We start from the raw sequence: 15075 nt of genomic DNA on the forward strand, positions 1-15075 counted from the left end.
AAAACGCTCGACTGGGACAACCCAGCCGAGCGTCTCGCTATGCTCTTGTCCACCACCAACTAGCAGCGGTGTTGCGACGACCCCCAGAATCCGCCAACGCGGCGGGGGCGCGAGGATCGAGGGCTCGACCGCTATTGGGCGACGAGGCGGCGGATGATCATGGGCTCGGCCATGATGCCCTCCAGGACTCCGGCCACGTGCTGGAAGTGCTCGGTGGCGAAGTGCTTCTCCAGGGCGTCGGCGTCCTGCCATTCCTCCACCACGACCATGTGGGCCGGGTCGTTCGGGTTGGTGAAGGGCTGATAGGACAGGCAGCCGGGCTCGGCCAGGGAGGGTTCGATCATGGCTTCCAGGGCGGTGCGGAGGCGGTCCTCCTGGCCGGCGGCGGCGTGCAGTTCGGCGACGACGTGCAGGGTCATGGTGGTTGCTCCTTCGGGAGTCGGTGCTCGGTATTCGGATCTTGGTGACGCTCAGCGCTGGATCGGGCCCTCACCGGCGCCCGTGGTGCGCAGCGCGGTCGCGATGGCGTCCAGGTCGGCGGGGGTCAATTCCAGTGCGGCGCCGCCGATCCAGCCGTCGACCTGCTCGGGCCGGCGGGCGCCGGCGATGGCGCCGGTGACGCCGGGCCAGGTCAGGGTCCAGGCGATGGCGACGGCGGAGACGGTGGTGTCGTGGGCCGCCGCGATCGGACGTAGTGCGTCCACCAGCGCGAGGTTGCGGTCGAGTTCGGTGGTGAACTCTGGGAAGCCCTTGCGCCAGTCGTCATCCGGCAGGCTCGCGACGCGTTCGGCCGAGAAGGCGCCGGTGAGCAGGCCGGAGTGCTGCGGCTGGTAGACGATGCCGCCGGTGTGATGCGCTGCGGCCCAGGCCAATTCGTCCGCCGCGCCGCGCTTGATCAGCGAGAACTGCGGCTGGATGGCATCCACGTGGGCGATGGACTCGGCGATCTCCAGTTGCGGCACATCGTGATTGGACAGGCCGATGGCGCGCACCTTGCCCGCCCGCACGAGGTCGGCCATGGTCTGCCAATACTCCGCGAGCGGGGTCGCGGCCGCGGGGTCGACGCCGTCGGGGTCCGAGAAGTCCAGGGAGGCACCGGTATCGGGCCAGTGCACCTGGTACAGGTCGATGCGCTCGACGTTCAGCCGGCGCAGCGAGTCCTCGACCTCGCGGCGCACGCTGGCGGCGGCCATGATCCGCTTCGGCGCGGCGGCGCGGTCGTTCTCGTCCCAGACCAGTCCGGCCTTGGTGAAGACGAACGGCCGATCGGCCTCGGGCAGTCCGCTGATCGCCTTGCCGACCACCTCCTCGGAGTGGCCTAGTCCGTAGACTGCGGCGGTGTCGATCCAGTTGACGCCGGCCTCGACGGCCCGGCGGATGGTGGCGATGGAATCGGCGTCGTCCTGTGCGCCCCAGGTGTAGCGCCAGCCCGAACCGCCGACGGCCCACGCACCGAATCCGATCCGGCTGATGTGCATGTCGGTGGTGCCGAGCTGACGGGTGGGAAGGGAGGTCATGATGTGTGCTCCTCGTGTGGGTTTCGCCGTCCGTTGCGGCGCTGAGCACTACTTTCGCCGGATGCGAGCGGGGCAAACAGTGCCGCGTCTGCCTGGGCACCGCATGACCAGGATGCGGTGCCGGATGGAATTCGCCGCGCTCGTGGTTACCGAAGGCATGACCTTGGACCGTCGCGCCGAACTCGGTGAATTCCTGCGCTCCCGCCGCGCCCGGCTCAGCCCCGCGGAGGTGGGTCTGATGGATCACGGTGCGCGCCGCCGTGTTCCGGGCCTGCGCCGCGAGGAGCTGGCGCTGCTGGCCGGGGTCAGCGTGGATCACTATGTGCGCCTGGAACAGGGCCGCAGCCTGCAGTTCTCGGAGTCGGTACTGGATGCGGTGGCGCGGGCACTGCGGCTGAATCAGGTTGAGCGCGACCACCTCTACCGCCTGGCCCGCCCGTGGTCGGGTGAGGAGCCGCCCGCCGTGCAGGAGGTGCGCCCCGGTCTGCGCCGGCTACTGGACGCCGCCCACGATGTCCCGGCCTACATCGTCGGCCGCGGTGTCAGCGTCCTGGCGTGGAATCGCCTGGCGGCGGCCCTGATCACGGATTTCGGCGCGCTCCCGCCCGCGCAGCGCGACTTCCTGCACCTGGTCTTCCTGGACGAGGGCGCGAAGGATCTCTACGAGGACTGGGACGACAAGGCCGCCGACACCGTGGCCTATCTGCGCCTGGATGCCGCCCGCAATCCCGGTGACCCGCGCATCGCCGCCCTCATCGACGAAATGAACGCCCGGAGCCCGGAATTCGCGGAGCTGTGGAAGCGGCACGAGCTCAAGGACAAAACCCACGGGCGCCATATCTACCGCCACCCGATCGTGGGCCGTCTGGACCTCGGCTTCGAAACCCTCCGTCTCCCCGACGATCCCGATCAGGCGCTGGTCGCCCACCACGTCGAACCCGGCTCCCCCAGCGCCGACGGACTACGGCTGCTGGCCTCCCTCGCCGCCGATCCGGCGAAGCTCTGCTGAGCGATCCACCCGTAACGCACTGCGCCGCACCGGAAAACCGGTGCGGCGCAGTGTACTGCCGGGATTACTTGGTGTCGCTGTCGATCTGCAGGCTGCCGCCGCCGGCGTCGATCACCCGCATGCTCACCGATTTGGTCGGGCCGTTCTTGGTCTGCAGCGAGTCCAGCACGATATCGACCGAACCATCGGGGTCGACCGTGCCGCCGCCATTGGCGCCCCGGATGCTCGAGTACTTCTGGACCGGGTTCCCGGTCCAATACGTCTGGAATGCCTGCTGACTGCCGTAGACCTGCTGAGCGGCGGGGGTCAGCAGCTTCCAGGCATCGGAGTACCGGGTGTAGGTCACGTCGTCCCAGAACGACTGCACCGCGTCGACGGCGGCGTCGAAGCTGACCGTCCCGGCGCTCTTGGTCTGGCCGAGGCCCGAGGGCACGCCCTTGGTGGCGCTGGCCGTGACCGACGCCTTCACCGAGCTGCTGTTCGTGCCCGCGCCGGAGGTGCTGTCCGAACCGGAGTTGCCGAACAGGCCGTACGCGATGCCGCCGGCCACCACGACCACCGCGGCCACCAGGATCAGCACCAGCTTCCTCTTGGAGCCGGAATCCGAATCCGGTTCGGGCGCCGGATGATTGCGGGTCGGCGGGCCGGCGTTCATGGGCGGGCGCGGCGGCGGGGTCTCCAGCAGCTGTGCCTGGCTCATGGCGCCGGTCGGGATGTCGGCCGACTGGCGGCGCTCCATCTGCCGGGTGGTCTGCCGCGGCGCGGAGCGCTGGGCGGCGCCGGCCGACGGGGTGGCCGGGCTCGAGCGCCGGGCGGCCAGCACCCGGGTGGCCTCGGCATCCGGGCCGACCTCGGCGAATTCGGCCATGATGTCGCGCACGTCGAGCATGCTCGGCCGGTCCTCCGGCTCGAAGCTGAGCAGGCTGAGCAGCAGATCGCTGAGCGGTCCGGCATTGCGCGGTTCGCTGATCTGGCCGTTGGCGGCCGCGTACAGCAGCGCCAGCGGATTCGGGTTGGTGCCGTAGGGCGGTTCGCCTTCCAGTGCGTGGAAGAGCGTGGCGCCCAAGGCGAATACGTCCGCGGCCGGGGTCGGTTCCGCTCCGCGCGCCACCTCGGGGGCGAGGTAGGCGGCGGTGCCGGAGATGAGTCCGGTGGCGGTCAGCGTGACATCACCCTTGGACTTGGCGATGCCGAAGTCGGTGATCTTCACGGCGCCGTTGTCGCCGAGCAGGATGTTGCCGGGCTTGACGTCGCGGTGGACGATCCCGGCGCGGTGCGCGGCGATGAGCGCGGATGCCACCTGTTCGCCGATGCGGGCGACCTGCGGCAGCGGCAGCGTGCCCTGCGCGGACAGCACCACCGCCAGACTCTGCGACGGCAGATACTCCATGACCAGGCACGGGTCACCCTCGTGCTCGGTGATGTCGAATACGACGATGGCGTTCGGGTGCTGGAACCGGGCCGCGTTGCGAGCCTCGCGTGCGGCGCGCTGCCGCACGATGTCCTTGTCTGCATCCGACAGGCTCGGCTGGGTGAGGATCTGCTTGACCGCCACGGAACGTTCGAGCCGCTGATCCACGGCTCGCCAGACGACACCTGTGCCGCCGCTACCAATCCGTTCGACCAGGCGGTAATGCCCTGCGATCACTTGGCCGGTTTCGATGGCACTACTCCGAAGTTCTCCGAGACGACTGTGACAATGCGGTTGCCCGCGCGTTTCCCCGCACGAGTGTAGCGGGCGACGCGCGGATCTCCGACGTCAGCGTGAGATATGAGCGAGATCTCGGTGAGATCTACGCCGCAATCGAGTGACCGCCGCGTAATCGGTTAGAAGAACTCGCTGGTCGAAGCCCATCCATGACGGGACATAGACCAATTGGTTTGGTGCGTGTTTGCTCCCACACACCGACGGCGTTCAGCTACCTTTCACCCCCGAAGCCGGGGCGGAGACCGCCGCGGGCCGCTCGGCGCGCGCCAATTGCGCCGCGTCCGCCTGGTCGAGCTCGACGTCGAAGACCTCGGCGAGCACCTTCGGCAACTCGGCGACCTCGAGTTCGCGCACCTCCTCCGAGCCGTCCGGGTAACTGGTGGTCCAGATGGTGCCGTCCAGCTGATGATGCACCTCGGCGTGGAAGCGCTGTACGAACGGCCGCGTGGTGAACGGCGAACGCGCCGAGGTGGACACGTAGTGGTTCCCGACCGCGAAATCGACGCGGTACTGCGGGGTGGTGACGAAGGTGTAGCGGTCCACCCAGCCGTCCCGGCCGAACTGGTACAGCGTCCACAGCTCGCCCCCGACCGCGTCGATGGACCGCTCCAGCCGGAAACGCCATGCGCCCGCGCTGAATTCACCACCATCGGGGGCCAGCTCGACCGGTTCGACCGGCCCCCACCCAAAGCCGACATCGCACAGCCAGCGGCGATCGTCGTCCACGGCCTTGACCCGCAGCAGCGCGTGGGTGGCCGGGCGCAGGTTGGTCGCGCCGCGGGTGACGCGGCCCGACATGGCGGTGAACTCGAAGCCGAGCCGCTCCAGCGCGGCGGCGAACAGGCCGACGTTCTCGTAGCAGTACCCGCCCCGCTGCCGCCGGATCAGCTTGTCCTGCAACACTTCCGGATCCAGTGGAATGCCGCGGCCGAGGATGATCTCCAGGTTCTCGAACGGAATGGTGGTGGTGTGGGCGCGCACCAGCTCGCGCAGGGTGGCCAGGGTGGGCGTGCGCTCGCCGGTGAATCCGATCCGGGCCAGGTAGGCGTCCAGGTCGAGGTCCGCGCCCTGCCAGGTGTACGAGGGGTCCGCCGGTGTGGTCACTAGGTGCCTTCCTGTTGCGCCGGATTCGCCGCGATCAACGGTATTCGGCGGGAAAGTGTTCCGGCGGCGGGTGCCGGATCAGCGCACGGAGTCGGCCAGGGTGGGCAGGCCCTCGCGGTAGGTGGGGTACATCGGCTTCCAGCCCAGGTCGGCGCGCGCCTTGGCATTCGAGACACGGATCGAGAAGTCCAGCATCTGGGCGGCCGCCAGCGGTGAGGCCATGCGCACCAGACGGGCCGGGAGCCGGCGCGGCGGCCGCGCGCCGACGGTCTCGGCCATGGCGTCGAACATGGTGTCCCAGGTGATCGGCTCGTCGTCGACGATGTTGTACGCCTGGCCGGCGACACCGCGCTCGAGGGCCGCGACGGTCGCGGCGGCGGCGTCGGCGAGGTGGACGAAGCCGGCGTATCCGGTCCCCGTGCTCGGCAGCGGGAGCATGCGCAGCCGCAGCGCCCGCACGAAGCTCTCCGACGCGCCGGGACCGTAGAACAGGCCGTAGCGCAGGGCGATTCCGTCGATGCCGGGTGCGCGCCAGGCGCTCGATTCGGCCTCGTGCAGCGCGCCGATGATGCCGTCGGTGACATCGCCCTGGATGCGGCCGAACGGGTCCTGCTCGGTCACCAGCCGCGAACCGTGATCGCGCAGGCCGTATCCGACGATCAGCGACTGGGTGAGATAACGCCGCGCTCCGGTGCGCTGGGCCAGCTCCACCAGATGCTTGCTGCCGATCTCGCGTAACGCGTTGGTGCGCAACAGACCCGGCGCGTGATAGTGGGTCGGCGGCGAGTACCGGTAGGAGGTGAGCTCGTGGATGACCGCGTCGGCGGTCAGTCGTTCGGTGGCGCGCATCAGGTCCGAGCGGTCCATGGCATTGGCGACCAGCGGGGTGGCCCCGAGCGAGCGCGCGACCTCGGCGCCGCGACCGCCGCGGGTGAGCGCGTACACCTGATGCCCGGCCTGCCGCAGCGCCGTGACCAGTGGCCGCCCGATCGCTCCCGTCGCCCCAGCCACCACGACTTTCATTGCGCCTCATCCCGTCTCACCGCGCCGATATCGACTGCGAGCCTACTGTCCGGGGACGGGATGGAGTGGATCGTGGTCAGCACCGGACGGCCGCGCTCAGGCCGCGCATTTGGCGTTCGGAGGCGCGGGCGGGGCGGTGTTCACGCCGGCCGCGACATCGACGAGGTAGTCGTGGTCGCCGCCCAGCGGCTCACTGCCGAGCAGCAATCGCTGGACCACACAACCGGATTCGAAGAACACCGGATTGATGCCGTGGTCGCCGGGCACCACGCGGCCCTCCAGATCACGGCCGCTGACCACGGTGTACATGGAGACCGGGTGGCCGGAGAGGGTCAGTGCGGCACGCATTTCGAGCGACTGGGTGTAGGGCACCAGCGGGTCGGCGGTGCCGTGCAGCAGGACCGCGCGCTTGACGTCCATGCGGTTGGTCATGAGCGCCGGCGACCGGTCGAGGTAGGACTGCAGGCAGGTCACCGGGGTGCAGCCGCCCGCATCGCGTTCGATCTCGGCCCGCAATTGTGGTCCGGCCAGGCCGGATTCGAGCCAGGCGGTGGCGTCGTCGGCGTGGCCGAAGGTGTCGACCCAGTAGTCGTAGGTGCCGGGCGGGGCATAGGCGGCGGCCAGCCCACTGGTCACACCGCCCTGACTCCAGCCCCACAGCACCGTGGGACCGATGCCGGGGTGCTCGCCGCGGTACCACTGGGTGGCCGCGACGGTGTCGCGCCAGCCCGCCCAGACGTTCCACTCCCCGGTCCGCCAGGTGCCGGTGTCGGAGCGCTGATCCATGGTGACCAGGGCCGCGCCGGTCTGCCGGACGATCGAGGCCAGGTAGTCGGGGAAGTCGCTCGCACCGCCGGCGTGGCCGTGCACCGCCACGATGAGTCCGCGGGCGCCGCCGTCGGGTTCGTAGACCCGGCCGGTGGCGGTCTCACCGTCCACCGTCAGGGTCACCGGCCGCATCGACACGTCACCGGGTGGCGCGCTCGAAACCATCGGGGCCGCAACCACCGTCGCCGCGACCATGCCCGCGACCGCACCGACCACCCGCATCAATCGCCACCGGACACCCACGCCCGGCATCGTCGCATGTCCGCAGAGCCCGGCCGGGTACCCACGCCGGGCGATTTCCCGGGCGGCGGGTTGCCCGCGGATTCGGATGGCGGAGGCTAGGATTCGACCATGCGTTCGATGGATGCCGCGGAGCGGCGGGCTCGGCTGGGGGTGCGGCACCGGCTGGCCGCCGGGGTGCGCGGCGACGCGGTCGAGCAGATCGTGCGGTCGATGGTGGTGCTGCACGCCACCGATCCGGCCACCGTGTACCTGTCCGTCGCGGCGCGCGGGGTGGGCATCGAACCCGGGCACGTGGAGCAGGCGCTCTACGACGATCGAACGCTGTTGCGCATGCTGGCCATGCGGCGCACCATGTTCGTCGCGCCGGTCGACCTGGTGCCGGTGCTGCAGGCGTCGGTGGCGGATGCCTTGGCGCACAAGCAGCGCAAGACCTACGGGCGGTACATCGAACAGTCCGGGGCGGTGACGGGGAATGTCAGCGCTTGGCTGAACGAGGTCGAGGCGGAGACGCATGCGGTGCTGCTGGCGCGGGGCAGCGCGACCGGGGCGCAGTTGAGCAAGGAGGTGCCGCGCCTGCGGACCCAGGTCGACACCGCGCCGGGCAAGCCGTATTCCAAGCCGACCAATATCACCACCTGGGTGCTGGTGACGCTGGGCTGCGAGGGCCGGATCGTGCGCGGGCGGCCCAATGGGAGCTGGGCCAGCAGTCAGTACACGTGGGCGCCCATCGAATCCTGGCTGCCGGAGGGGATTCCGGCGCTGCCGGTGGACGAGGCGCGGGCGGAGCTGGTCCGGAAGTGGTTGCGCGCCTTCGGTCCCGCGCCGGTGAGCGATCTCAAGTGGTGGACCGGGTGGACGCTGGGCGAGGTTCGCAAGGCGCTCGCGCTGGTGGATACCGCCGAGGTCGACCTGGGTGGCGAGACCGGCCTGGTTCTCGCCGACGATCTGGAATCGACGCCCGCCCCGGAACCCTGGGCCGCGCTGCTGCCCGCCCTCGACCCCACGCCGATGGGCTGGCAGTCCCGGGACTGGTACCTCGGGCCGCACCAGCCCGCGCTCTTCGACCGCAATGGCAATGTCGGCCCGACGGTCTGGTGGGACGGCCGCATCATCGGCGGCTGGGCGCAGCGCCCGGACGGCGAGATCGTCTGGCGGCTGCTCGAGGACGCGGGCTCCGACGCCGAGCGCGCCATCGCCGCGGAAGCCGAACGCATCGGGGCGTGGTACGGCGATGTCCGCCCGATTCCCCGATTCCGAACGCCGCTCGAACGCGAACTCACCGCCTGAGCCGCGCGCCTCCGTCGAATACCGCCGCGCCGGTCCGCGATCCGTGCCGCAGATCGGTTGCGAGTTTGTGATCGAATGTCGATCTCATTGCATGGCAGGGTATTCGACGGTCGCGGCCCGGTCCGGACACTACTGTGAGGTTGCTGCCCACGAGTATTCGGAGAAATTCTGCGGGCCTACCGGGCGGCAGGCTGTTACTGTCGGCATTGTTATTCGCACGATCCGGGCCGGGACACGGGGAGGTCCAGCGGTTCGGCGAGTTTTCGGAGTGTGTCATGGCGTTGACGAATCGGCTGGTCTCCCCGGCTGCACCGCACATCGATTCGGCCGGCGTGCCGCACGGTAGCTCCGCCGGGGGGCGGCCCGCATCCGCGCCGCCGCGAAACGACCTGTGGGGCGATGCCTTCCGGGATGCGGCGCTGGGTATGTGCGCGGTGCTGTCGGCGACCGACGGGCGCATCGATCCCGCGGCGCGCATGCGGGTCGCGCAAATGGTCGGCGCGCACGAGGTCCTGCGCCTGCGTTCCCCCGAGGACCTGCGAAATCTGTTCGAGGACAATTGCGCCCGGCTCATCATGGATCCCGCCTTCGGGCACGCGTATGTGATGGCGCAGATTTCCAAGGCCACCGGTTATTCCGAGCAGGCGGCCGCGGTGGTGCGGATCGGGCTGATCGTCGGGCAAGCCGACGGCGAACTCGGCGCACACGCGCTCACGGTGATTCGCGAGGCTTGTCAGGTTTTGCGTCTGGACCCGCACGAATTCGGTCTGTAAAGCCCTCTGGCTATTGCTGGACATTGTCCGGAGCCGTCCCGCATTCTTGGAGCGTTTGCTGCCTAGCGAGGGGATTCACTCTGCATGGCGATCCAAGGGTTCCTCAATATTCTGCTCGACACCGTCCACCCCAATCGGGGCTGGCGGTATTGCGGCTGGTGCGAAGGCACCGGGGCCGCAGGCTATTCCGACAGCGGGTCGGCGATCCTGTGCACCGGCTGCGGCGGCATCGGCTGGCTCGTCGATCCGCCCGTGTACCGGCGCTGACCAGACGATTCACCCCCGGCGGAGTGGCACACCGGGGGCGAATCGACGGAAAGGGCTGTCTCACATATCGAGTCCGAGGTCCAGTACCCGGACCGAGTGGGTGAGCGCGCCGACGGCCAGGTAATCGACTCCGGTACGGGCATAGTCGGCCGCCATATCCAGCGAGAGTCCGCCCGAGGACTCGAGTTTGGTGCGCGGCGACCGGGTGTTGCGCCGCTGCACGGCCGCCTGGGTGGCCCACAGCGGGAAGTTGTCCAGCAGCACCAGTTCCACGTCCTCGGCGAGGACGGCGTCGAGCTGGTCGAGGCTGTCCACCTCGACCTCGCACTCGATGTCCGGGTTCAGTTCCCGCACAGCGCGCAGCGCGGCAACCACCGAGCCCGCGGCCACCACGTGGTTGTCCTTGATGAGCGCGGCATCGCCCAGCCCCATGCGGTGATTGACGCCGCCGCCGACCCGCACCGCGTACTTCTGCAGGGCCCGCAGGCCGGGCAGGGTCTTGCGGCTGTCGCGGATGCGGCAACCGGTGCCCGCAACCGCGTCCACCCACTGGGAGGTGGCGGTGGCGATTCCGGACAAGTGGCACACCAGGTTCAGCAGCGTGCGCTCGGCGGTGAGCAGCCCGCGCGTGGGTGCGGCCAGGCTCAGCACGACGTCACCGGGCCGCACCCGGGTGCCGTCCGCGACGCGGCCGGTGACCTCGTAGTTGCCCGCGCCGAGCACCTCGTCGAGCACGAGCAGGCCGACATCCAGCCCGGCCACCGTGCCCGGCTGGCGAGAAGCCATGTCCGCCTTGGCGACCGCGTCCGCGGGCACGGTGGCCACCGTGGTGATATCGGGCCCGTACCGCAGATCCTCGTCGAGGGCGGTGCGGATGAGCGCGACCACCGCGTCGCGGTCCAGTCCGGCGTCGAGGGTCATTGCTGCACTCCTTCTTCGATGACTTGTCCTGCGCCCCGGGCGATGTCGTTCCCGACCGCGATGTCGTTCCCGACCGCGAAACCGCGCGAGACGGCGAGCCCCGGCATGACGGCCGTGCCCGTCACGAGGCGACGGGCACGGCGGCCCGGCCCCACGCCTGCCCCGGCTCGATGCCGTCGGCAACGAGCTTCGGCCGCCCGTCGGACCCGAGCCGCACCGCGGTGCTGCGCCGCAATTCCTCCCGCGGCTCCGGGTAATCCGACCGCGTATGGCAGCCGCGGCTCTCGGTACGCGCCGCCGCCGCGACCAGCAGCGCCCGCGCGGTCAGCGTGAGCGCGGAGTCCTCCAGCTCGCGAATGATCGCCGCCGCCGAATCCGAGTGCGCGACTGCGCCATCGCTCGACGCATCCACGGCACCGTCGGCCCGGCCGACAGCTGCGCCGTTTCCGTTCAGCGCCCACTCGACGGTGATGTCGGACGCGGCATTGTCGGCGACCAGGCCGACCATGCGCAGGACGGCGGCACGCAGGCCGTCGCCGTCGCGAACGACCGAGGCATGCTCGGTCATCAGCTCCTGCAGCAACTTTCGATCCGCACGGGGGAAGCGCAGCGGGCCGACCTCGTCGATCGGGCGGGCCGCGCCCCGGCGTTCGGCGGCCGCCACGCCCGCGCGCTCGCCGACCACCAGGCCCTCGAGCAGGCTGTTGGAGGCCAGGCGATTAGCGCCGTGCAGGCCGGTGCGGGCCACCTCACCGGCGGCGTACAGACCGGGCACCGTGGTGCGGCCGGCGGTGTCGGTGAGGATGCCGCCGCACTGGTAGTGCGCGGCCGGCGCGACCGGGATCAGATCGGTGGTGGGGTCGATGCCCGCGGCCAGGCACGAGGCGGTGATGGTCGGGAAGCGTTGCGGGAAGCCCTCGATCGAGCGGCCGTCGAGGTACACGTGGTCGGTGCCGAGCTCGTGCATGCGGGCCGCGATGGCACGGGAGACCACGTCGCGCGGGGCCAGATCGCCGCGCGGGTGCACGCCCGCGGTCACCGAATTGCCTTCGGAATCCACGAGAATCGCGCCCTCGCCGCGCACCGCCTCGCTGATCAGCGGGCGGCGGCCCAGGCCGCCGGGCGTGAACAGCACGGTCGGGTGGAACTGCAGGAATTCCAGGTCCGCCACCAGCGCCCCGGCCCGCAGCGCCAGCGCGATGCCGTCGGCGGTGGCCCCGGCGGGATTGGTGCTGCACGCGTACAGCTGGCCCAGCCCGCCGGTGGCGAGCAGTACGGCGGGCGCGTGCACAATGCCAAAGCCCTGGCCCGACACCACGATGACACCGCGCACGCCCTCGGGTCCGGTCACGATGTCGAGTACGACGGCCCCGAACAGCACCGGCAGTCCGGCCGTGTTCAGCGCCCGCTGCACCTCGGCGCCGGTGGCGTCCCCGCCCGCGTGAATGATGCGGCGGGTGCTGTGGCCGCCCTCCCGGGTCCGCGACACCTGACCATCGCGCCCGAGATCGAATACCGCGCCCAGGTCGGTCAGCGCGGCCACCGCGTGCTGCCCGCCCTCGACGATGGACCGCACCGCGTCGACGTCACACAGTCCGGCCCCGGCGACCACGGTGTCCTGCACGTGCGATTCCACCGAATCCCCGTGCGGCGCAACCACCGCGATCCCGCCCTGTGCGTACTGCGTGGAGGTGTCGGTGGGCCCGCCCTTGCTGAGCGTCAGCACCCGCAGCCCGCGTAGGGACGCGGTCCGCGCGGCGGTCAGGCCGGCCACCCCGCCACCCACGACGACGAGATCCGCCTCGGCTTCCCAGGTGATGGAAATCGATGTATTCACCATTGCTCATCCCTCCCCTGACGGGGGACGACGTGGCTACTCGCCGCCGCCGGGGTTGCCGATCTGGATCATGCGCTGCACCGAATTGCGGGCCAGGGCAGCGGTTTCGGCATCGACGTGGACCTCGTCGCGGTTCTCGACCAGGCAGCGGAGCAGGGCGGCGGGCGTGATCATCTTCATGTACTGGCAGGAGGCCCGGTCGTTGACGGGCTGGAAATCGATGCCGGGGGCGGCTTTCCGCAGCTGGTGCAGCATGCCGACCTCGGTGGCGACCAGGACCTGGTTCGACTTCGCGGCCTTCGCGGCGTCGATCATGCCGCCGGTCGAGAGGATGTGCACCCGGTCGGCCGGGAACTCGCCCGCGCCCGCCAGGTAGAGAGCCGAAGTGGCGCAACCGCATTCGGGGTGCACGAACAGCTCGGCGTCGGGGTGGGTGCGGGCCTGCTCGTTGAGCTCATCGCCGTTGATGCCGGCGTGCACGTGGCACTCGCCCATCCAGATGTGCATGTTCTCGCGGCCCGTGATGCGCTTGACGTGCGCGCCCAGGAACTGGTCCGGCAGGAACAGCACCTCGCGGTCCGGGTCGATGGAGGCGACCACGTCGACGGCATTGGAGGAGGTGCAGCAGATGTCGGTCAGCGCCTTCACCGCGGCGGTGGTGTTCACGTACGAGACCACCAGCGCGCCCGGGTGCTCGGCCTTCCAGTCGCGCAGTTCCTCGGCGGTGATGGAGTCGGCCAGCGAGCAGCCCGCGCGCTGGTCCGGGATGAGCACGGTCTTCTCGGGGCTGAGGATCTTGGCGGTCTCGGCCATGAAGTGCACACCGCAGAAGACGATGGTGTCCTCCGGCGCCTCCGCTGCGATCCGGGACAGGGCCAGGGAGTCGCCCACGTGGTCGGCGATGTCCTGGATCTCGGGCAGCTGGTAGTTGTGCGCCAGGATGGTGGCATTGCGCTCACGCGCCAGCCGCTTGATCTCCGCCGCCCATTCGGGGGTGGCCTCCACACCGGAGTATCCCGACGGGCCGTCCGTGATGCGCTCGGTCAGCGTCATCATCGCGCCCACTGCTGCAGCCATGGCATGGCTCCTTCTCTCATGCGCCCGGCAACCTCGCCGATTCGCATCCAACCGGTTTTCGACTTAGAATCGAAAACGTGGCCCATCGTAGCACCATCCACGAAACACTCACCGCGGTGTTCCAGGTTCGTCGCTTTCCTGACACCATCCGTGCAGGTGAGAGCACTAGCGTGGGTGGGATTGCCGTCTCCGACCGCTGCCCGCCGGGCCAGCGCACCGAACTCGCGGTGCTGTTGTGGGAGCGCGCCCTGGACCCCGCCAAGGGCACCTGGTCGCTGCCCGGCGGCCGCCTGCGCGACGACGAGGATCTCGATACGTCCGCGGCCCGCCAGCTCGCCGAGAAGGTCGATGTCCGCGAGCTGACCCACCTCGAGCAAGTGTGGGTCTTCAGCGATCCCGACCGGGTACCCGGCGACCGCAGAATCGCCTCGGCCTATCTGGGTCTGGTGCCGTTGACCGCCGAACCGGTGCTTCCCCACGACACCAAGTGGCACCCGGTCTCGGATCTGCCGGACATGTCCTTCGACCACGGCACGGTCGTCCGCCACGCCCGAAACCGCCTGGCCGCCAAGCTGTCCTACACCAATATCGCCTTCGGCCTGGCCCCCGCCACCTTCACCATGTCCACCCTGCGCGAAATCTATTGCGCCGCACTGGGATACGACGTGGATACCACCAACCTCCAACGAGTGCTGACCCGCCGCAAGGTGATCACCCCCACCGGCGCGACCTCCTCCCCCGGCCGCGCGGGCGGGCGGCCCGCCGCCGTATACCGCTTCACCGACTCCGGGATCCGCGTCACCGACGAATTCGCCGCCCTCCGCCCGCCCAGCTAGCCGCGCGGACCGTCCCCGCCTAGGCCGGTATTGTCGCCGCCCGGTCCGGATCGGCCGCCGGGTCCAGCTTCCGGACCCGGATCGTGATCGCGACCACGATCGCCGGTCAGCACGAAAAGCCCTGCACCCCAGCAGAACCCGACGTCATAACTGTGAATTGCGGCGCGCGCCGGCAGATCCGGGGTGGGCGGGTGATTGCGCCGTATCGCGGCCGCCCAGTAGGGTACCCGACCCGCAACTGCGCCAGATAGATCAGGCCACCCGCCCCGAGTTGCGCACCGGCCAGCATCAGCACGCGCGGCCAGACCTGGGGCAACAAAGTTGCTGGCTATGCCCGCGGAAATGACGATGCCGAAAGGAAAGGGCAGGAGGGCGACTCCGGCCTTCAACGGCGAATACCCGAGCGTCTGCTGGAAGTAGTAGCTGAGGAGCACGAACACCGCGCACATCGCGACCGGAACCAGTGGTGAAACTGGTAGGCGGCGCTACCGGGTTGGTAGCGCCGCCCTCGTCGATCAGGTTCGGCTGCCCGCTGTTTCGGGCCTGGGCCTAGTTCTTGCGGCCCGGAGCCTTCATGCCCGACTTGAAGCCCAGGCCACCCGGCTTGGCGGCCGGCGGCTTGGCCGCGCCATTGCCCTCCGAGGT

14 protein-coding genes are annotated in these 15075 nt (G+C 69.9%); 5 read left to right on the forward strand and 9 right to left on the reverse strand.

Annotation, left to right across the window (positions count from 1 at the left end; all coding sequences use genetic code 11):
* Window positions 1-131: 131 nt before the first annotated feature.
* Window positions 132-419 (reverse strand): putative quinol monooxygenase, encoded by a 288-nt coding sequence (locus AB0L60_RS41905; RefSeq protein ID WP_364626360.1) that lies wholly within the window; start codon window positions 417-419, stop codon window positions 132-134.
* Between the two features lie 51 nt (window positions 420-470).
* A complete protein-coding gene (locus tag AB0L60_RS41910) occupies window positions 471-1517 on the reverse strand; it encodes an aldo/keto reductase (protein WP_364626363.1) in 1047 nt (348 codons plus the stop codon).
* A 124-nt stretch (window positions 1518-1641) separates the two neighbouring features.
* Between AB0L60_RS41910 and AB0L60_RS41915 the strand changes: the two genes are divergently transcribed.
* Entirely contained in the window at window positions 1642-2526 is an 885-nt protein-coding gene (locus AB0L60_RS41915) for a helix-turn-helix transcriptional regulator (RefSeq protein WP_364626366.1), read from the forward strand.
* Window positions 2527-2590: 64 nt separating this feature from the next.
* Here the strand turns inward: AB0L60_RS41915 and AB0L60_RS41920 are convergent, their stop codons facing one another.
* The 4 genes from AB0L60_RS41920 to AB0L60_RS41935 form a co-directional block, all read right to left on the reverse strand.
* Window positions 2591-4174 (reverse strand): protein kinase, encoded by a 1584-nt coding sequence (locus AB0L60_RS41920; protein ID WP_364626369.1) that lies wholly within the window; start codon window positions 4172-4174, stop codon window positions 2591-2593.
* 267 nt (window positions 4175-4441) lie between these two features.
* Window positions 4442-5338, reverse strand: coding sequence for an arylamine N-acetyltransferase (locus AB0L60_RS41925; RefSeq protein ID WP_364626373.1), 897 nt, complete (start codon window positions 5336-5338; stop codon window positions 4442-4444).
* A 78-nt stretch (window positions 5339-5416) separates the two neighbouring features.
* A complete protein-coding gene (locus AB0L60_RS41930; protein ID WP_364626376.1) occupies window positions 5417-6361 on the reverse strand; it encodes an NAD(P)-dependent oxidoreductase in 945 nt (314 codons plus the stop codon).
* Window positions 6362-6457: 96 nt separating this feature from the next.
* The gene (locus AB0L60_RS41935; RefSeq protein ID WP_364626378.1) at window positions 6458-7432 is read right to left on the reverse strand and encodes a prolyl oligopeptidase family serine peptidase; all 975 of its coding nucleotides are present in this window, start codon (window positions 7430-7432) and stop codon (window positions 6458-6460) included.
* Between the two features lie 108 nt (window positions 7433-7540).
* Here AB0L60_RS41935 and AB0L60_RS41940 point away from each other — a divergent pair, with 108 nt between their 5' ends.
* The 3 genes from AB0L60_RS41940 (at window position 7541) to AB0L60_RS41950 (ending at window position 9759) form a co-directional block, all read left to right on the forward strand.
* Window positions 7541-8719, forward strand: coding sequence for a winged helix DNA-binding domain-containing protein (locus AB0L60_RS41940; RefSeq protein WP_364626381.1), 1179 nt, complete (start codon window positions 7541-7543; stop codon window positions 8717-8719).
* A 275-nt stretch (window positions 8720-8994) separates the two neighbouring features.
* A complete protein-coding gene (locus AB0L60_RS41945) occupies window positions 8995-9492 on the forward strand; it encodes a TerB family tellurite resistance protein (RefSeq protein ID WP_364626384.1) in 498 nt (165 codons plus the stop codon).
* A gap of 84 nt (window positions 9493-9576) precedes the next feature.
* A complete protein-coding gene (locus AB0L60_RS41950) occupies window positions 9577-9759 on the forward strand; it encodes a hypothetical protein (RefSeq protein ID WP_364626387.1) in 183 nt (60 codons plus the stop codon).
* A 60-nt stretch (window positions 9760-9819) separates the two neighbouring features.
* On the opposite strand, the gene nadC is transcribed toward AB0L60_RS41950, so the two are convergent.
* The 3 genes from nadC to nadA form a co-directional block, all read right to left on the reverse strand.
* A complete protein-coding gene (gene nadC, locus AB0L60_RS41955) occupies window positions 9820-10680 on the reverse strand; it encodes a carboxylating nicotinate-nucleotide diphosphorylase (RefSeq protein ID WP_364626390.1) in 861 nt (286 codons plus the stop codon).
* Between the two features lie 121 nt (window positions 10681-10801).
* Entirely contained in the window at window positions 10802-12520 is a 1719-nt protein-coding gene (locus tag AB0L60_RS41960; RefSeq protein WP_364626393.1) for an L-aspartate oxidase, read from the reverse strand.
* Between the two features lie 33 nt (window positions 12521-12553).
* Window positions 12554-13594, reverse strand: a complete 1041-nt coding sequence (nadA, locus tag AB0L60_RS41965; protein ID WP_364626396.1) for a quinolinate synthase NadA — start codon at window positions 13592-13594, stop codon at window positions 12554-12556.
* Between the two features lie 77 nt (window positions 13595-13671).
* Here nadA and AB0L60_RS41970 point away from each other — a divergent pair, with 77 nt between their 5' ends.
* Window positions 13672-14430, forward strand: coding sequence for an NUDIX domain-containing protein (locus AB0L60_RS41970; protein ID WP_364626399.1), 759 nt, complete (start codon window positions 13672-13674; stop codon window positions 14428-14430).
* Window positions 14431-15075: the final 645 nt, after the last annotated feature.

The organism is Nocardia sp. NPDC051981 (genome assembly GCF_040680715.1).
In the GTDB taxonomy this organism is placed as follows: Bacteria; Actinomycetota; Actinomycetes; order Mycobacteriales; family Mycobacteriaceae; genus Nocardia.